Here is a 19,517-nt window from a genome sequence, read left to right on the forward strand (position 1 = left end):
CAGTCCGGGTGTCTGAACCATCGGATTATTGCCCTCCTTATGTCCAAAGCCCAAGCCACCAGCGCCGACTCTGCGCCGTCCCACAACCAGCTCGACACCAAGGCACAGGCCTGGTCGGCGCTGTTTTCCGAGCCCATGAGCGACCTGGTCAAGCGCTACACCTCCAGCGTGTTCTTCGACAAGCGCCTGTGGCAGGCCGACATTGCAGGCAGCCTGGCGCACGCCGAAATGCTGGCCGCGCAAGGCATCATCAGCCCCGAAGACCATGCCTCCATCCAGCGTGGCATGGCGCAGATCAAAGAGGAGATCGAGTCCGGCGCCTTTGAGTGGAAGCTGGACCTGGAAGACGTGCACCTGAACATTGAAGCCCGCCTCACCCAGCTGGTGGGCGACGCGGGCAAGCGCCTGCACACCGGCCGCAGCCGCAACGACCAGGTGGCCACCGACGTGCGCCTGTGGCTGCGCGGCGAGATTGACCTGATCGGCGACTTGCTAAAAGAGCTGCAGGTATCGCTGGTCGACGTGGCCGAACAGAACGTGGAAGTCATCCTGCCCGGCTTTACCCACCTGCAGGTAGCGCAGCCTGTGAGCTTTGGCCACCACATGCTGGCCTATGTGGAAATGTTCAAGCGCGACGCCGAGCGCATGGCCGACGTGCGCCGCCGCACCAACGTGCTGCCGCTGGGCAGCGCGGCCCTGGCCGGCACCACCTACCCGCTGGACCGCGAACGCGTGGCGCGCACGCTGGGCATGGAGGGCGTCTGCCAGAACAGCCTGGACGCCGTGAGCGACCGCGACTTCGCCATCGAATTCACCGCCGCCGCCAGCCTGTGCATGGTGCACGTAAGCCGCCTGTCCGAAGAGCTCATCATCTGGATGAGCCAGAACTTCGGCTTCATCAAGATCGCCGATCGTTTTACGACTGGCTCGTCCATCATGCCGCAGAAGAAAAACCCCGACGTGCCTGAACTCGCACGCGGCAAGACTGGCCGCGTGGTGGGCCACCTCATGGGCTTGATCACCCTGATGAAGGGCCAGCCCCTGGCCTACAACAAGGACAACCAGGAAGACAAAGAACCGCTGTTCGACACCGTGGACACGCTCAAGGACACGCTGCGTATCTTCGCCGAGATGGTCGGCGGCCAGTTGAACCCCGCCACGGGCAAGAAAGAGGGCGGCATCACCGTCAACGCCCAGGCCATGGAGCAGGCCGCGCTCAAGGGCTACGCCACCGCCACCGACCTGGCCGACTACCTAGTCAAAAAGGGCCTGCCCTTCCGCGACGCGCACGAAACCGTGGCCCACGCCGTCAAGGCGGCAACCTCGCACAACTGCGATCTGTCGGAGCTGCCCCTGAACGTGCTGCAGGGCTTCCACCCCGCCATTGAAAAGGACGTGTACGAATGCCTGAGCCTGCGCGGCTCGCTCAACGCCCGCAACACGCTGGGTGGTACCGCCCCAACGCAAGTGCGTGCCCAGCTGGCCCGCCACCGCGCCCGCCTGGCCTGATCCTTGCACCGCCGCTTGACCTTCTACCCTGGAGCTTTTTCATGACAACTTCTCGCCGCAGCCTGCTGTCCCGCCTTGTGCGCACAGGTGCTTTTGTGGGGGCCGCACTGGCCGTGGGCCTGGCGTCTGCCCAGCAGGCCAAGCCCATTCGCCTGCTCGTGGGCTTTCCGCCCGGCGGCGGCACGGACGCCATTGCGCGCACCTTGTCCGAGAAGCTCAAGGACGAGCTGGGCCAGCCCGTGGTGGTGGAAAACCGCCCCGGCGCGGGCGGCCAGATTGCCGCGCAGACCCTCAAGGCCTCGGCGCCTGATGGCACCACGCTGTTCCTCACGCACGACCACACCATCTCCATCCTGCCCCAGGTGGTGAAGAACCCCGGCTACGAACCCGCGCGCGACTTTGTGGCGGTGGGCGGTTTTGCCACGTTTGTGAACGCATTTGCCGTGTCGGGCGGCACGCCGGCCAAGTCCTTCACCGAGTACGTGGGCTGGGTCAAGGCCTCGGGCGGCGGCAAGGGGGCGGTGGGCATTCCGGCCCCGGCGTCCACGCCAGAGTTCCTGGTCAAGCTGATCGGGCAAAAGTACCAGCTGGACCTGGTGTCGGCACCCTACAGGGGCAGCGCCCCCATGATGGCCGACATGCTGGGCAACCAGATCAGCGCGGGCGTGGCCTCGGTGCAGGACTTCATGGAAAACCACAAGGCTGGCAAGGTGCGTGTGGTGGGCGTGCTGGGCACCAAGCGCCAGGCCTCCATGCCCGACGTGCCCACGTTCGACGAGATGGGTCTCAAAGGCTTTGAAGACCTGCCGTACTACGGCATCTACGCCCCCACCGGCACGCCGCAAAAGTTCATCACTGACTTCTCGAACGCGCTGGCCAAGGTGGTGGCCCAGCCCGACGTGCGTGAACACCTGACTGCCATGGGCCTCACGGTGGGCTACATGTCGCCCCAGCAGCTGGCCACGCGCGAAAAGGCATACACCGAAGCCTGGACGCGCATCATCAAGACCAGCGGGTTTGTGGCGCAGTAAGGGCCGTCAAACGGGCGGCGGGTCATACACCTGACCCCGCCCGGATTCGCAGCGCGGGCGGTGCGTCCCCTGAGGGGCCGACGTGAGGCCTTTGGCCCGATCGCCCTGGATGTTATCCGCGCGTTCAGCGTCTGCGCATTCGGTGCTGGCTGGCCTGCGCAGACCATGGCACCATCCGGCACCCACCCCGGACCTCATTCATGCCCACCAGCCGCCTTCCTTCGAACTGGATCCATCACCGGTACCTGCCCCTCGCGGTGGGCGTGTGCAGCAGCACACTGGCTGCCTTGCTGGCCTGGGTGGTCATCGACATCTCGCACACCAAGGCACGCGCCGAGATTGCTGCGCAAGCGCAAAGCCACCTGCTACAGATCCGCGACCGCCTGGACCGGCAATTGCAGAGCACGTTGTCGGTGCCCGAAACGGTGTCCGCCTTCATTGCCGCACAAGGCAGCATGTCGCCCGACATCTTTGCCACCGTGGTGGGCCGCCTGCTGGAGCACCAGCGCAATATCCGCAACCTGGCCTTGGCGCCCGACAACGTCATCAGCGATGTGTACCCGCGCGTTGGCAATGAGCGGGCGATTGGCCTGCGGTACCTGGACAACCCGCAGCAGCGTGGCGCGGTGGAGCGCGCCATCCAGACCCGCCGCACGGTCGTTGCGGGCCCCATTCCGCTGGTGCAAGGGGGGCTCGGCATCATCAGCCGCACGCCGGTGTTTCTGGCGCATCCGCCGGGGCGCGCACCGGTGGGCGGGCCCCGTTACTGGGGCATCGTGTCGCTCACCGTCAATGCCGACACCCTGTTCGCCGATGTGGGCCTGAACTCTGATCAGATGGGCTTTCAGGTGGCGGCACGTGGCCTGGACGCCATGGGCGCGCAGGGCGCGGTGTTCATCGGCCGCCCCCAGTTGTTCGACGAGGAGCCCGCCACGCTCGATGTGCCTTTGCCGGGTGGCGGCAGCTGGATTCTGGGCGCGGTCCCTACCGGCGGCTGGGGAGCGGCAGGCCGCGCACCCGTGCTGGTGGTGATGCTGGCCTATGCGTTTGCGCTGGTGCTGGGGCTGTTGAGCGCGCGGCTGGTGCGCGCCCACCAGCAGGTATTGGCCCTGGCCAGCCATGACCGCCTGACAGGCTTGCCCAACCGGCGCCTGTTTGAAGACCGCTTGTCGCAGGCGGTGCTGACGGCCTACCGCGACCACCGTGCTGGCGCGTTGCTGCTGGTGGATCTGGATGGCTTCAAGGCCGTGAACGACAGTCTGGGGCATGGCAGTGGCGACCAGGTGCTGGTGCGTGTGGCGCAGCGTCTGGCCGGACTGGCGCGCGCCAATGACACCGCCGCCCGCCTGGGTGGCGACGAATTTGCCCTGGTGCTGAACGCCGTGGCGTCCCCCGAGGCCGCCATGGAAATGGCCCAGAAGGTGCTGGCAGCGCTGGTGGCACCCATCGGACTGGACAGTGGCCAACACGTGCTGACCGGTGTGAGCATTGGGGTGGCGTTGTTCCAGGGCCCTGCGGTGGAGTCGATGCCGGCGCTCATGGACCGGGCGGACCGGGCGCTGTACACCAGCAAGCGCAGCGGCAAAGGGCTGGCGATACTGGCCGAAGCCCCGGGAGTTGCCGAGCCGCCGCCGGAGACCTCCACGCCATCGGCGTGAGGGGCGGGTTTTGCCGATATCCAACAAAAATAGCTGCAAGCGCTAGTGCATCAAGCGCTTGCAGCTATATTTTTAGGAGCGAAGCCTGTCGCGAGGCTGCCGCTCAGCCCGCAACCCGGTTACAGCATGGCCGTGCGCTGCTGCTCGGCGCGCGATGCGCCGATGGCGGTCTCCACGTTCTTGACCTCTTCGGGCGGGGGCAGCACGGCGGGCATGCCCAGGGCCTGAATGGCCAGTTCGCGGCACCAGCCCTTGGTGTGGTACAGGTGGTGGTCCTCGTCTTTTTCCACCGCCTTGTGGGCCACCTTGAGGGTGTGGCCCACATCGCCCGTGGCCACCTTGGCCACCTGGCCCAGCAGCTCCCAGTTGGCGTGGTCCTTGGTTTCGGCATGCACCACACATTCGCAGGCCACCAGCTGTGCGGCCTCTGGCGTGCCCGACTTTTTGGCCAGCTGCATCGCCTGGACCAGGGAGGTGCCAATGTGCTTGACCACAGCCCGCGTGGGCGACTGCGCATCGGGGTCCAGGCCCAGCGCATCGCAGATGCCGCGCACCACGTTCTGGTGCGCCAGCGTTTCTTCCAGGTAGCCTTCCCATTCCTTCTTCAGGTCGGGGTTGATGGCGCAGGTGATGGCGGTGCGGTACACCTGTTCGCCGCCGAGTTCGGTCTCCATCATCTGCAGGACGAGGTCGTCGAGTTGATGGCTGTCGTAGTGGCTTTTGGGCATGGTGACTCCTTGGGTGGTGGGTGAACAAAAAAGAGGGCGATGCGGTCAGGCCAGGGTGCGGACTTGGGGCTCGCGGTCCCACTGGCGGGTCTGGGCGGCGGCGATGAAGCCCTGCACATCGGCCGGGTCCACCACGCCCGCATCGGGCTCGATGCCACCGGCCTGCAGGATGGCCCGGGTGCCCTTGCAGGCGGCAATGGCCTTGAGGTGGCCGAACGCGTCGCGGAACCAGTCCACGGCCGCCGCCTCCTTGGCCAGCTGTGCGCCCATGTCGGGCGACAGGATGGAGGCCACGGCGTCAAACACCGCCGACGGGGTGCCCGCCAGCTGGCCGTCGGCGGGCAGCAGCGTGCCGTCTTTCAGTACGGCGCCGCCCACCTTGGGCGCGACGATCTTCACGGTGGCGCCCACCTTCTCCAGCGCCTTGCGCAGGTTGGCCACCGAGGTGCCGTTGGAGCCGTCGGCCACCAGAATGCCGATGCACCGGCCCTGCAGCGTGGGCTTCATGCGGTCGATGATGCGCAGCGCGGGCGACAGGGGCAGGTCCTGCACCGGCTCGGTGGTGGCGGGGGCGGGCGGCAGGGTTTGCAGACCCAGGCCGTCGGCCACCCGCTGGGCCAGGTCAGCATCCACATGCAGCAGATGGCCCACCACCGCTTCGCGCACATGGGGTGTGCCCACCTTGGACAGCTCGAACACCAGCGCCGACGCCATGTGCGCCTGCTCCAGCGGGCTCTGGCTGCGGTAGAACATGCGCGCCTGGCTGTAGTGGTCGGCAAAGCTCTCGGGGCGTACGCGGCCCTTCACCCCGTCGTCGACCTGGGCCACATGGCGAAAGCCTTGCGCCAGCGACGCCCGGGGCGTGTCGCCCTGCAGGCTGCTGGGCTCGTAGTTGACGCGGCCCTTGGGCACCTGCATCTGCATGTGGCCGTCGCGCTGCATGTTGTGGAACGGGCACTTGGGCGCATTGATGGGGATCTGCGCAAAGTTGGGCCCGCCCAGGCGGGACAGCTGGGTGTCCAGGTACGAGAACAGGCGGCCCTGCAGCAGCGGGTCGTTGCTGAAGTCGATGCCCGGCGGCACATTGGCGGGGCAGAACGCCACCTGCTCGGTCTCGGCAAAAAAGTTGTCGGGCCAGCGGTTGAGCACCATGCGGCCGACGGGCTGCAGGGGTACCAGCTCTTCGGGGATGAGTTTGGTCGGGTCCAGGTGGTCAAAGGGGAAGCGCTGGGCGTCTTCTTCGGTGAACAGCTGTACCGACAGCTCCCACTCGGGGAAGTCGCCCGCCTCGATGGACTCGAACAGGTCGCGCCGGTGGAAGTCGTTGTCGGCCGACTGCAGCTTGACCGCCTCGTCCCACACGGTGGACTGGATGCCCAGCTTGGGCCGCCAGTGGAACTTCACAAACGTGCTCTCGCCCGCTGCATTCAGCAGGCGGAAGCTGTGCACGCCAAAGCCTTCCATCATGCGCAGGCTGCGCGGGATGGTGCGGTCGCTCATGGCCCACATGATCATGTGCATGCTCTCGGGCATCAGCGAGACAAAGTCCCAGAAGGTGTCGTGCGCGCTGGCCGCCTGCGGAAAGCCCCGGTCGGGCTCCATCTTCACCGCGTGTACCAGGTCCGGGAATTTCATTGCGTCCTGAATGAAGAACACGGGGATGTTGTTGCCCACCAGGTCCCAGTTGCCTTCGGGCGTGTAGAACTTGACGGCAAAGCCACGTACGTCGCGCGGTGTGTCCACCGAGCCCGCGCCACCGGCCACGGTGGAAAAACGGGTGAACACGGGGGTCTGCACCCCTAGCTCGGTCAGCACCTTGGCGGTGGTGTACTTTTTGAGCGAATGCGTGAGTTCAAAGAAGCCATGGGCCGCCGTGCCCCGGGCGTGCACGATGCGCTCGGGAATGCGTTCATGGTCAAAGTGGGTGATCTTCTCGCGCAGGATGAAGTCTTCCAGTAGCGCCGGGCCGCGCGGCCCCGCGCGCAGCGAGTTCTGGTTGTCGGCGACCGGAATGCCCTGCTGTGTGGTCAGTACCGGGTGCTTGCCGCCAGCCTGTTGCTGCAGTTCGCCCGCATTGCCGCGAAAGTTGTCGGACTGGGTGGAAGAGGGCAGGGCAGACGGCGATTTGTGGGCCGCGCTGCGCGAGGTAGGGGGTCGTGCCATGGGCGCTCCTGAGGGTGCATGGGGTAAAACGAAGCCGTCATCTTTGGGCGCTGAGCAGGGACAGCGGGTAGGACATGGCCCCATCGGCACGTCGTCATGCACAGGAGATGCCCACGGGCCCGCTCGATACGTAAGTGCTTGCAACACACACCCGCGCGACATGGCACTTTGTTACGCTTGCCGGTTCCTTCGGAGGGGATAGCGTGAACGCAAAAAAATGGATGTTGGCCGCCAGCCTGTCTCTGGTGGCCTGGGGGGCGCAGGCCCTGCAGATCACCAGCTTCTCGCCCCAGGGCGAGGTGGCGCGCGTGCGCCAGGTGGTGGCCAAGTTCGATAGTGCTGCGGTCAATTTCGGCGACCCTAAGGCGCCCGCGCCGCTGAGCCTGAGCTGCAGCGACGCCAGCGTCACCAAGGGCACGGGCCGCTGGACCGGCGAGCGCGAGTGGGTGTTTGACTTCGAGCGCGACCTGCCGCCGGGCGTGCGATGCACCGCCAGCGTCAAGCCAGGCTTCAAATCGGCCGCTGGCGCAGAGCTGACGGGCGCCAAGAGCTATCAGTTCAATAGCGGCGGGCCGTTTGTGCAGAACCTCCGCCCCAGCACCTACGAGCAGATCGACGAGGAGCAGTTCTTTGTGCTGTTCCTCAACGGCGCCGCCACCACGGCCAGCGTGCAGGCCAACGTGTGGTGCACGGCCGAAGGCGTGGGCGAGCGCATCCCCGTGCGCCTGATCGAAGGAGCCCAGCGCGCCGAGATCCTCAAGGGCCTGGGTCTGGAGAAAGACGCCGCACGCGACCCCTTGTCGTTTGCCACGTTGGCCTGCAACCGCCGGTTCACCTCCGGCTCGCGCATGCAGATCGTGTTCGGCAAGGGCGTGGCAACGCCCAGCGGCGTGGCCAACACGGTGGAAAAGCGCTTCGACTTCAAGGTGCGCGAGCCGTTCTCGGCCGAGTTCAACTGCGAGCGTGAAAACGCCCAGGCGGCCTGCCTGCCCATCCGGCCGATGATGCTGTCGTTCAATGCGCCCGTGCCGCGCAAGCTGGCCGCAGCCATTCGCCTCAAGTCCGCCAAGGAAACCCTCAAGCCCCAGATCGACGGCGGCGCAGAAGGCGCCCAGGCCGATGCCCTGGTCAACAGCCTGCAGTTCAATGCGCCGCTGGCCGAGAACACGGCCTTCACCATCGAGCTGCCCAAGGACTTCAAGGACGCCTCGGGCCGCCCGCTGCGCAATGCGGACAACTTCCCGCTCAGGGTGTCCACCGGCGGCATGCCGCCGCTGGCCAAGTTTGCGGCAGCGCCGTTTGGCATCGTGGAGCGTTTTGCCGAAGGCCCCGCATCGGACAACCCGCCTGCGCTGCTGCCCGTGACGCTGCGCAACGTGGAGGCTGCCCTGCGTGTGCAGGGCCTGCAGGCGGGCACCGCCACAGCCAGCGCGCCAGCGGGCAAGGTGAGCACGCTCAAGCCCCGCACCGACGCGGACATCATTGCCTGGTTCCGAAAGGTGCAGCGCTACGACAACTATGTGGTGAACCGCAAGCAGGCGCGCCAAGACGTGATCGGCCCCCTGCCCAAGGTGCTGGATGACGACAAGGAGTACGTGCAGTCGCGCATGCTGTCGCTGCTGGCGGGCAAGGGCGGCGTCAAGACGCTTCAGCTCCCCAAGCCCTCGAGCAACGACTCGCGTCCGTTCGAGGTGGTGGGCATTCCGCTCACGCCCGGCTTCCATGTGGTGGAGATCGCGTCGCAAAAGCTCGGCGCCTCGCTGCTGGACGACCGCCATGGCGAAGGCCGCACGATGTATGTGCGCACCTCGGCGCTGGTGACCAACCTGGGGGTGCATTTCAAGCTCGGCCGCGAAAACGCCATGGCCTGGGTCACCACGCTGGACAAGGGCCAGCCCGTGCAGGGCGCCACAGTGCGCGTGTCGGACTGCCGGGGCAACGAACTGGCCAACGCCACCACCGATGCCCAGGGCATAGCCCGCATCGAAGGGCTCTCGCCCGAGCCGCCGGGCTGCAATTCCAATTCTGAGGACGAGGTCGGCCAGTCGTACTTTGTGAGCGCCCGCCACAAGGGGGGCGATGGCGTCGAGGACATGGCCTTCACCTGGAGCGACTGGCAGCGCGGCATCGAGCCCTGGCGCTTCAATGTGCCCACCAGCCGGTCTCCATCGCCGGACGAGCGCGCCCACACGATCTTTGACCGCACGCTGTTCCGCGCAGGCGAAACCGTGTCGATGAAACACCTGCTGCGCGCCGAAACACGCCAGGGCTTTGCCCTGCCGGGGTCGCGTCCCGACACCCTCGTCATCACCCACCTGGGCAGCGGCCAGCAGTTCACCCAGCCCCTGGTGTGGCGCGGCACGGCCACCGGCGGGCTCAGCGCGCAAAGCACCTTTGCCATTCCGCCAGCAGCCAGGCTGGGCGTGTACCAGGTCGAGTTTGCGGGCAATGGCACGATGAACGGCAACATCGCGTCGGGCTCGTTCCGGGTGGAGGAGTTCCGCCTGCCTGTGCTGGAGGGGCGCATTGCCCCGGTCGATAAAAAGGCGCTGGTGCGCGTACGCTCGGTGCCCACCGATGTGCAGATCAACTACGTGGCCGGTGGCGGCGCGGCCAACCTGCCGGTGCGCGTGTCGGCCCTGGTGCGCGGCAAGTCCCTGGAGTTCAGCGACTACGACACCTTCCGCTTCAGCCCGCCGCGCAAGCGCGAGCAGAGCAATGCCAACAGCGACGACGAAGAAGCCTCCGCCAGCCAGGACGCGCGCGTGATTGCCGACAAGCTGCCGCTCACGCTGGACAAGAACGGTGCGGGCAAGGTCACCATCGACAACGTGCCCCAGGCGCGCCAGCCGCAGGAGCTGCTGCTGGAGGCCACCTATGCCGACCCCAATGGCGAGGTGCAGACCCTGCGCAGCACGCAGACGCTGTGGCCTGCCGGTGTGGTCGCGGGCATCAAGACCGAGGGATGGGTGTCTGCGCGCCAGAAGATTCGCTTCCAGGCGCTGGCGCTGCAGCACAACGGCAAGCCGGCGGCCGACACCTCGCTGCAGGTGCAGGCGGTGGCACGCATCACCACCACCACGCGCAAGCGCATGGTGGGCGGCTTCTACAGCTACGACAACCAGACCGAAACCAAGGACCTGGGCACGCTGTGCACCGGCAAGAGCGACGCGCGCGGCCTGCTGCTGTGCGAGGCCAAGCTCGACGAGGCGGGCGAGGTGGAGCTGGTGGCCACGGCCACCGACAAGGACGGCAACACCAGCGTGGCCGCGTCGTCGGTGTGGGTGACGCGCCAGGGCGAGCTGTGGTTTGGTGGCGAAGACCACGACCGCATCGACCTGCTGGCCGAGAAGAAGAGCTACCAGCCCGGCGAGACCGCCAAGTTCCAGGTGCGCATGCCGTTCCGCTTTGCCACGGCCCTGGTGGCCGTGGAGCGCGAGGGCATCATCGACACGCAGGTGGTGCAGCTCAACGGCCAGGACCCCACGGTGAGCCTGAAGGTGCAGCCCGACTGGGGACCCAATGTGTACGTGAGCGTGCTGGCCCTGCGCGGCCGCCTGCGCGAGGTGCCGTGGTACAGCTTCTTCACCTGGGGCTTCAAGGCGCCGCGTGAGTGGTGGAACTCGTTCTGGTACGAAGGCAAGGAATACCAGGCGCCCACGGCGCTGGTGGATCTGTCCAAGCCCGCATACCGCTTGGGCGTGGCTGAAATCCGCGTGGGCACGCAGGCCCACCAGATCGATGTGAAGGTGCAGGCCGACAAGGAGAGCTATGCCGTGCGCGGCAAGGCACAGGTCACCATCACCGCCACGCTGCCGGGCGGCAAGCCCGCCGCCAATGCCGAAGTGGCCCTGGCCGCTGTGGACCAGGCCCTGCTGGAGCTGATGCCCAACAACAGCTGGAACCTGCTCGAAGCCATGCTGCAGCGCCGCAGCTGGGGCGTGGAGACCTCGACCGCGCAGATGGAAATCATTGGCCGGCGCCACTACGGCAAGAAGGCAGTGCCTGCTGGTGGCGGCGGCGGCAAGTCGCCCACGCGCGAGCTGCTCGACACCCTGCTGCTGTGGGAGCCTGCACTCAAGCTCGACGCCAATGGTCAGGCCAAGGTGACGGTGCCGCTCAATGACGCACTGACCACCTTCAAGATCGTGGCGGTGGCCGACGCGTCCACCGGCCTGTTCGGCACCGGCAGCACCAGCATCCGCGCCACGCAAGACCTGCAGATCATCAGCGGCCTGCCGCCGCTGGTGCGCGAGGACGACCAGTTCCGCGCGCAGATCACGCTGCGCAACACCACCAAGGCCGCCATGAAGGTCGAGGTGGCACCGCGCGCCACGCTGCTGGAGCTGAAGCCGCAGACCATCGACATTCCGGCCGGAGAGGCGCGCGAGGTGGCCTGGGATGTGACGGCCCCCGCGCAGCTGGCGCAGACGCGTGCCGAGGCCATCCTGTGGGAGATCGAAGCCAAGGACCAGGTCAGCGGCGCCCGCGACGCCCTCAAGGCCCGCCAGCGCATCGTGCAGGCGGTGCCGCTCACGGTGCAGCAGGCCACGCTGGTGCAGGTGGACGGTAGCTACAACCTCGACGTGAACCCACCCGCCGACGCATTGCCCGGCCGGGGCGGCCTCAAGATGTCGCTGCAGCCCAAGCTGGCCGAAGGCCTGCCCGGCGTGCGCGACTGGTGGGCCCGCTACCCGTTTGCCTGCCTGGAGCAAAAGACCAGCAAGGCCGTGGGCCTGCGCGACGGCGCGCTGTGGCAGACCGTGGTGGCGCAGTTGCCCACCTACCTCGACAGCGATGGCCTGGCCAATTACTTCCCGCCGCGCGACGGCGACGCCAACCGGGGCAGCGACACCCTCACGGCCTATGTGCTGGCCGCCACGCACGAGGCCGCCAGCATCAACCCCGCGTTTGCCCTGCCCGACGAAGCCCGCGCGCCCATGGAGCGTGGCCTGATCGCGTTTGTGGAAGGCCGCATCCAGCGCAACTTCTGGAGCCCGCGCAAGGACCTGGACATGCGCAAGGTGGCCGCGCTCGAAGCGCTGTCGCGCTACGGCAAGGCCCAGGGCCGCATGGTGAGCAGCATCACCATCGCGCCCAACCAGTGGCCTACCCACACGGTGATCGACTGGGTGAATGTGCTCAGGCGCGTGGCCGATGTGCCCGAGCGCGACAAGCGCCTGGCCGAGGCGATGCAGATCCTGCGCGGCCGCCTGTCGTTCCAGGGCACCAAGCTCATCTTCAGCAACGAGCAGGACGACTACTGGTGGTGGCTGATGCAGAACGGCGACGTGAACACCGCCCGCCTGATGCTGGCCGTGATGGACGACCCGGCCTGGAAGGACGACATGGGCCGTCTGGCCAACGGCTTCATCAGCCGCCAGCAGGCGGGCGCCTGGCACACCACCACGGCCAACCTGTGGGGCGGCTTGGCGCTGGAAAAATTCAGCGCCAAGTTCGAGGCCACACCGGTGTCGGGCACCACCAAGGCCAGCATGGGCGGCAACACCGCCAGCGTGGACTGGAGCAAGGTGGACCGCGTGAAGGCATCGGACGCCACCGGTGCTCCCAACCAGATCACCTGGTTTGGCGCGCCCGCATCGCCAGGCAACCTGAAGAACAACGGTATGTTCCTGCCATGGTCTAGTGCTGTAGGCAAGACGGGCGGCAAGGAGCAGCTGGCCGTCACGCACCAGGGCCCGGGCAAGCCGTGGCTCACGCTGCAGTCGGTGGCGGCCATCGATCTCAAGGCGCCGTTCGCGGCGGGCTATGCGATCAAGAAGACCATCACCCCGGTGGAGCAGGCCAACAAGTCGCTGCCCGCCGGCCAGTACACACGCGGCGACGTGCTGCGCGTGACGCTGGAGGTCAACGCCACAGCCGACATGACCTGGGTGGCCATCACCGACCCCATCCCCGGCGGCGCCACCATTTTGGGCAGCGGCCTCGGTCGCGACTCCGAGATCGCCACGCAGGGCGAAAAGAAGAGCGGCGCAGGCTGGCCCGCGTTCGAGGAGCGCAGCTTCGAGTCCTTCCGCAGCTACTACGAGTACCTGCCCAAGGGCACCGTCAAGATGGAGTACACCGTGCGCCTGAACAACGCGGGCGACTTTGCGCTGCCGCCGAGCCGCGTCGAGGCCATGTATGCGCCCGAGATGTTTGGTGAACTGCCCAACGCACGGGTGAAGGTGCAGGTGGCCAAATAAGCTGCGACGCTCCAACGCCACTCTGTCATAACGCCGCCATGCACCGCCTTGCCCATCGCCCACCCCAGGCCTTCATGCCATGAGCCTCAGCGTCTTTCTGGAGCTGCGGTTCTGGCTGCTGGTGGGGTTCTCGCTGGTGCTGCCGGTGGGCATCTATGCGCTGCTGCTGGTCACCCGGTCGATCTCGCGCTGGGCGGTGCTGGGGTTTGGGGTGGCGCTGGTGCTCATTGCGGGCGTGGATGTGTACCTGTTGCAGTCCATCGCCGCGCAGGCCAAGAGCACGCCGTCGCTGGCCGACGATGCGTGGTTCAGTTCCGAGCTGACGATTGCGCTGTACCTGCTGCCGGTGGTGTTCGGCGGCATCGGCGTCAACCTGATCTCGCACGTGCTGCTGCGTCACCTGACCGAGGCCGAGGGGCGGTTTGACCGTGAGCACTCCGATCGCTGAGCCGTGAGGGGCTTACGATGCTCCGATCCCTTCGTTTTCAGAAAGTCAACCCGCCATGATCCTGGGTCTCGCTGCCAACCGCCTGCACCACCACACCGAAGACGCGGCGCTCTTTTCCTGGTTGCGCGCCTGCGAGGCGGGCATCCGGGAACTGCAGCTGGGGCTGCACGCCGTGGGCCGCACGCACGATGCCATCGTCGCTGCGGGCATGCTGCAAGGGTACCGGCCGCTGGTGCGCTATCCGTACGGGCGCGACGGTGGGCTGATGAAAGTAGTGGCAGAGGTGGTGGGCATGGGGGAAGGGCGCACGCTCGATGGCGCGATTTACCTCACCGACCCCGTGGACCCTTCTTCCATCTTCCCCGAGGCGCTGGCCCTCAAGCGGCAGTGCGTGATCCATGGCAAGCCGTTTCTCTCCACCGTGGCCAGCGCACGCGACTGGATCGAGATGGAGCGCATCCACGCCGGGCTGGCGCCCGACCCACAGGCCGACCGGTTCCATGACCATGGCAACCAGACGCTGGCCCTGATTGCGCACGACGCGTGCAAACAGGCCATGCTTGACTTCGCGGATCGCAACTTTGATGTGCTGTCGCAGTTTCGCCACCGGGTGGCCACCGGCACCACGGGCCAGCGACTGAACGCCCTGGCGTGGAGCAAAGGCTGGCCCGAGGGACAGCCCTGGGTGCAGCGCTTTAACAGCGGGCCGCTGGGTGGCGACGCGCAGATTGCCGACCTGGTGCTGGAGCGCCGTTGCCACCGCGCTGTTTTCTTTGAGGACCCGCATGTGGCGCGCCAGCACGAGGCCGACATCCAGCTGCTGGAGCGCGCCGTGACCACCGCCACGCACGACGCGGTGTGTGTCACCGTGCCAAGCGTGGCGCAGCGCTGGTGCGACGCCGTGCGCCTGCGCGCAGCGCGCTGATGGCGCTTTTTTTATCTCTGCGCGTTTGTGTTCCTTCCGTTCGCTTCCTTCTTCACCTTGCGCCTGCGAACACAGGCCACCGCTCTGGTGCTGGCGGCCTGTGCCTCGGGCGCCTGGGCCATCCCCACGTTTGACGAGGTGCGCGCGGACTTCAAGCCCTCGGACACCCTGATCCTCTCGCGCGAAGGCGAGGTGCTGCAGCGCTTGCGCACCGATGCCACCGTGCGGCGCGGCCAGTGGGTGCCGCTGGCCGACGTGTCGCCCGCGCTGCGCCAGGCGCTGGTGCTGAGCGAGGACAAGCGCTTTTTTGAACACAGCGGCGTGGACTGGCGTGCGGCGTCGGCGGCTGCCTGGGGCAACCTGTGGAACCAGCGCACACGCGGGGCCAGCACCATCACCATGCAGCTCGCGGGCCTGCTCGACGGTGACTGGCGCCAGGGCCCCGGCGGGCGCACTGTGGCGCAAAAGCTGGGCCAGACCGTGGCCGCCCAGGTGCTGGACCGGCGCTGGCGCAAGGACCAGATCCTGGAGGCGTACCTCAACCTCGTGCCATTTCGCAGCGAGCTGGTGGGCATCGACGCCCTGAGCCGCACCCTGTTTGACAAGGCGGCCCACGGGCTGGATGACCGTGAAGCCGCAGTGGCAGCAGCCCTGGTGCGCGCGCCCAACGCACGGCCCGCACTGGTGGCGCAGCGTGCCTGCGGCGTGCTGCGCGATATGCAGCAGCGCCCCTCCACCCCCACCTTGCCTGCTGCACCAGCGGCGCGCGTGGACTGCGATGCGCTGGACCTGTTCACTACAGCCGCATTGCAACGCCGCGCGTTCGATGCGAGCGAGGGTGTGGCGCCGCACTTTGCGCGCTACCTGCTGCGCCAGCAGGACAAGGACAGCGCCGTGCCCGAGCGGGTGACCAGCACCCTGCGCGCACCGCTGCAGCGCTTTGCGATGCAGAGCCTGCAGCAGCACCTGCGCGAGCTGCGGGGGCGCCATGTGGAAGACGGCGCGGTGCTGGTGCTGGACAACGCCACGGGCGCGGTGCTGGCCTGGGTCGGGTCGTCCGGCCAGCTCAGCCAGGCCAGCGAGGTCGACGGGGTGCTGGCGCTGCGCCAGCCGGGCTCCACGCTCAAGCCCTTTTTGTATGCCCAGGCGATTGCAGAGCGGCGGCTCACGGCGGCCTCGCTGGTGGAGGACTCGCCCGCGCAGATCACCACGGCGGGCGGGCTCTACATTCCGCAAAACTACGACCGCCAGTACAAGGGCTGGGTGTCGGTGCGCACGGCACTGGCGGCGTCGCTCAACGTGCCCGCCGTGCGCACGCTGGTCATGGTCACGCCCGATGCGTTCCACCGGCAGCTCGGGGCCATGGGATTGCCGCTGCGTGAAAGTGGCGACTACTTTGGCTACAGCCTGGCACTGGGCAGCCCCGAGGTACCGCTGCTGCACCTGACGAACGCCTACCGCACGCTCGCCAACGGCGGGCGGGCGAGTCCTGTTGCAGTCACGCTCGCCAACGGCGGGCGACAGGGTAGCGTAGCCCCGGCCGATGCCAAGCCCCGCTTCACGCCAGCCATCGACCCACGCGCCGCCTTCATCGTGGGCGACATCCTGTCCGACGGCAATGCACGCGCCCGCACCTTCGGCACCGACAGCGTGTTGGCCACCCGCTTCTGGACGGCGGTGAAAACCGGCACCAGCAAGGACATGCGCGACAACTGGGCCGTGGGCTGGTCCGAGCGCTACACGGTGGGTGTGTGGGTGGGCAATGCCAGTGGCGCGGCCATGCACGAGGTCAGCGGCACCAGCGGCGCGGCACCCATCTGGGCGGCGGTGATGGGCTTTTTGCACGCCCGCGAGCCCAGTCGCGCGCCCAAGGCCCCCCAGGGGCTGGTGCGGGCGGCCGTGCGGTTCGGCCCGGGGCCGTCTTCGGGCGCGGGGGCGCCCCAGCCGCTGGAGGCCGCGCGCGACGAGTGGTTTGTTCCCGGCACGCAGCAGCCGTTGTTTGCTATTGATTCAATAGCTGGTGAGGCATATGGAACCAGCGCATATGACCAAAAAGCCTCCAAAAGCGCCGCCCGTGCCTCTGCAGAGCCTGCATCGGCTTCTGCCGCCGCCCCGGCGCGCATCACTGCCCCTGCATCCGGCACGGTGATTGCGCTGGACCCGGACATTCCGCCCGCGCGCCAGCGCCTGCAGTTCACCGCCACGCGCGATGCGGTGCAGTGGCGGCTGGACGGCAAACCGCTGGGCCGCGGTGCCCGGGTGCCCTGGCTGCCCTGGCCGGGTCGGCATGTGGTGCAGATCACCGACGCCCAAGGCACGGTACTGGACGAGGTGCGGCTGGAGGTGCGCGGCGCCGGTGTGGTGGCGGCGCCCACCCGGGCAGGTGCGCATTGACGCCGCCAATCCCGAGGAATACGGTGTGCCTTGGTGCTAAGTCTCAGCTAAGGCGGCTGTTTAAAATAGTTACAAACTATCCCTATGCCATCGCTCCGCCAGTTTTTCTCTCACCGCCTGATCTGGCTGGCTTTGCTGGTGGCTCTGGGCATTGGTGCGTTGTTTGCCCGCACCATCTGGACCATTCGCAACGACGAGTGGAGCTACGCAGCGCAGACCAACGCCAACCTGGCTAGAACCCTGGAGCAGGGCTTGGCATGGTCGCTGGATTCGTTTGACAAATCCCTGGAAGGCGTGGCCCGCGAGGTGGCACGCCCCGAGGTCTGGGCCTTGCCCCCCGACCTGCGCGCGCGGGTGGTGTTCGACAACTCGCTGCGAGCGCGTGGCGCAGGCGATGTGCTGGTGCTGGACGCGCAGGGCAACGTCATTCTGGACTCGGGCTCCCTGGAGCCCCGCAAGGCCAATTTTGCCGACCGTGACTACTTTCTGGCGTTCCGCGAGCAAGGCCAGCAGGGGCTGTTCTTCGGCAAGCCCGTGCCTTCGCGGGTGACGGGCCTCAACATCCTGCCCATTTCTCGTGCCTACTACCACTCCGATGGCAGCTTTGCCGGGGTGGTGGTGGGGGCTATTCGTCTGAGTTATTTCAAAGAGCTGTATGGGTCTTTGGATCTCGGAAACAACAGCGGTATCAACCTCTTCCGGCAGGACGGGGTGGTGATCTCCCGGTTTCCCTACGGAGACGCCGACGTTGGCAAATCCATCGCAGGCACTCCGAATTTGGTGCGCTTCCAGACCGAGGGCGCGGGATCGTTCGTCGGTGTAGCGGCGCTTGACGGGATTGAGCGCCTGTATTCCTTCCGGCCCGTGGGCAACTATCCGCTGATCCTGAACGTCGCCCAGTCCACCGACACCATCCTGGCCAAGTGGCGGAGCAGCGCCTTGGTGCTGGGCGGTTTTGCCGTAATGCTGATGCTGGGCTGCCTGGGGCTGGCCCTGCTGTTTGTGCGCGAGCTGCTGCTGCGCCAGAAGGTGTCGGCGCGCCTGACCGAGGCCGAGCACGACCTGCGCACCACCCTGGACAACGTGCCCTCCATGATTGCCTACTGGGATGCCGGTATGCGCAACCGCTTTGCCAACCGCGCAGCGCTGGAGGAGTTTGGCACCTACCCGGCACCAGTGCGGGGCCGCCACATCAGCGAGCTGCTGAGCGAGGCCCGGTATGCGGCCAGCAAGCCCAATTACGACTTGGCCTTGGCAGGCAAGCCACTGCGCTTTGAGCGCACGGACGAGGACCACGACGGTCTGCCGCGCCACTGCATCGTGTCCTATCTACCCGATACCGATGAGCGCGGCGTGGTCACCGGCCTTTTTGTGCAAGTGACGGACATCACCGAGCGCAAGCGCATGGAGAACGAGCTGTTCGACGAGAAAGAGCGCGTGCGCCTCACGCTGCAATCCATCGGGGATGCCGTGGTCTGCTCGGACGCCAGGGGCATGGTGACCTACCTCAACCCCGTGGCCGAGCGTCTCACGGGCTGGCAGGCGTTTGATGCGGCCGGGCACAACGTGGACGAAGTGGTGAGCCTGCGCAGCCCCGACAACGACGAGCCCTTGCCCAACACGCTGCGCACTGCAATACACCAGGGTACCGCCACAGACCCCGTGCGGGGCGTGCTGGTGCACCGCACCAGCGGCCAGCGCTTCCAGGTGGAAGAGACGGCCAGCGCCATCACGGACCGCCATGGTGCGGTGACCGGTGCGGTGGCCGTGCTGCGTGACGTGACCGAGGCGGTGGCCATGGCCGAGCGCATGGCCCACCTGGCCCAATACGACGCGCTGACCGACCTGCCCAACCGTGTGCTGCTGCAGGACCGTGCCCAGCTGGCGATGGCGCAGGCGCGGCGCGAAGGCCGGTCTCTGGCAGTGATGTACCTGGACCTGGACGGCTTCAAGGAGGTCAACGACCGCCTGGGCCATGACGTGGGCGACATCCTGCTGGTGCAGTTTGCCCAGCGCCTGCAGGCGGCCGTGCGTGCGTCCGACACCGTGTGCCGGCAAGGGGGCGACGAGTTTGTGGTGTTGTTGCCGGGGCTGGACGGGGTGGAGCCCGCCTGCCTGGTGGCGCGCAAGATTCTGGCGGCCTGCGACGCTGCGTTTGAGCTGGCCGGGCAGCCGGTGCGGGTGGGTGTGAGCGGCGGCATTGCACTGTTCCCGCAGCATGGCAGTACGTTCGACGAGCTGTCGCGCCATGCCGACGGAGCCATGTACGCGGCCAAGCGGGGTGGCCGCATGCGCTTCATGTTGTACCGGGGGCCCGACGTCGAGCCCGAGGCGGTGTTGCCAGAGCCGGACCTGGCGGCCACGGCCCAGTAGCTGGCGCGCAAGGCGGGGCGACCTGACCCCTCTGCTGGAAATTTGTTGCAAGCCGTCGAAAAAATTTTGATGGCTGCGCCCC

The 19,517-nt window shown here is 67.1% G+C and carries 10 protein-coding genes; 8 read left to right on the forward strand and 2 right to left on the reverse strand.

Annotated features, from left to right (window positions below; translation table 11 throughout):
- Positions 1 to 39: 39 nt before the first annotated feature.
- The 3 genes from argH to ACOYR4_RS06805 all read left to right on the forward strand — a co-directional run bounded on the left by argH (position 40) and on the right by ACOYR4_RS06805 (position 4,198).
- Positions 40 to 1,509: an argininosuccinate lyase gene (argH, locus tag ACOYR4_RS06795; RefSeq protein ID WP_422849046.1), complete on the forward strand. Its 1,470-nt coding sequence runs from the start codon at positions 40 to 42 to the stop codon at positions 1,507 to 1,509.
- A gap of 41 nt (positions 1,510 to 1,550) precedes the next feature.
- Positions 1,551 to 2,540 carry a Bug family tripartite tricarboxylate transporter substrate binding protein gene (locus ACOYR4_RS06800; protein ID WP_209817219.1) on the forward strand — a complete coding sequence of 330 codons (990 nt, stop codon included), beginning with the start codon at positions 1,551 to 1,553 and terminating at the stop codon, positions 2,538 to 2,540.
- Positions 2,541 to 2,740: 200 nt separating this feature from the next.
- On the forward strand, positions 2,741 to 4,198 hold the full coding sequence (locus tag ACOYR4_RS06805; protein WP_422849047.1) for a diguanylate cyclase domain-containing protein: 1,458 nt from the start codon (positions 2,741 to 2,743) through the stop codon (positions 4,196 to 4,198).
- Positions 4,199 to 4,317: 119 nt separating this feature from the next.
- On the opposite strand, the gene ACOYR4_RS06810 is transcribed toward ACOYR4_RS06805, so the two are convergent.
- Positions 4,318 to 4,926, reverse strand: a complete 609-nt coding sequence (locus ACOYR4_RS06810; protein ID WP_015013146.1) for a hypothetical protein — start codon at positions 4,924 to 4,926, stop codon at positions 4,318 to 4,320.
- A 45-nt stretch (positions 4,927 to 4,971) separates the two neighbouring features.
- Positions 4,972 to 7,089, reverse strand: coding sequence for a catalase (locus ACOYR4_RS06815; RefSeq protein WP_422849048.1), 2,118 nt, complete (start codon positions 7,087 to 7,089; stop codon positions 4,972 to 4,974).
- 221 nt (positions 7,090 to 7,310) lie between these two features.
- Here ACOYR4_RS06815 and ACOYR4_RS06820 point away from each other — a divergent pair, with 221 nt between their 5' ends.
- From ACOYR4_RS06820 to ACOYR4_RS06840, 5 genes are all read left to right on the forward strand, one after another.
- Positions 7,311 to 13,295: an MG2 domain-containing protein gene (locus ACOYR4_RS06820; RefSeq protein ID WP_422849633.1), complete on the forward strand. Its 5,985-nt coding sequence runs from the start codon at positions 7,311 to 7,313 to the stop codon at positions 13,293 to 13,295.
- A 79-nt stretch (positions 13,296 to 13,374) separates the two neighbouring features.
- Positions 13,375 to 13,743: a hypothetical protein gene (locus tag ACOYR4_RS06825; RefSeq protein ID WP_015013149.1), complete on the forward strand. Its 369-nt coding sequence runs from the start codon at positions 13,375 to 13,377 to the stop codon at positions 13,741 to 13,743.
- Positions 13,744 to 13,798: 55 nt separating this feature from the next.
- Positions 13,799 to 14,668, forward strand: coding sequence for a methylglyoxal synthase (locus ACOYR4_RS06830; RefSeq protein WP_422849049.1), 870 nt, complete (start codon positions 13,799 to 13,801; stop codon positions 14,666 to 14,668).
- Positions 14,669 to 14,725: 57 nt separating this feature from the next.
- Positions 14,726 to 17,062, forward strand: coding sequence for a penicillin-binding protein 1C (pbpC, locus tag ACOYR4_RS06835; protein ID WP_422849050.1), 2,337 nt, complete (start codon positions 14,726 to 14,728; stop codon positions 17,060 to 17,062).
- Between the two features lie 84 nt (positions 17,063 to 17,146).
- Complete coding sequence (locus ACOYR4_RS06840) at positions 17,147 to 19,435, forward strand: diguanylate cyclase domain-containing protein (RefSeq protein ID WP_422849051.1); 2,289 nt, start codon at positions 17,147 to 17,149, stop codon at positions 19,433 to 19,435.
- The last annotated feature ends 82 nt before the right edge of the window (positions 19,436 to 19,517 follow it).

Source organism: Acidovorax sp. M14, from assembly GCF_049331375.1.
Classification (GTDB): Bacteria; Pseudomonadota; Gammaproteobacteria; order Burkholderiales; family Burkholderiaceae_C; genus Acidovorax.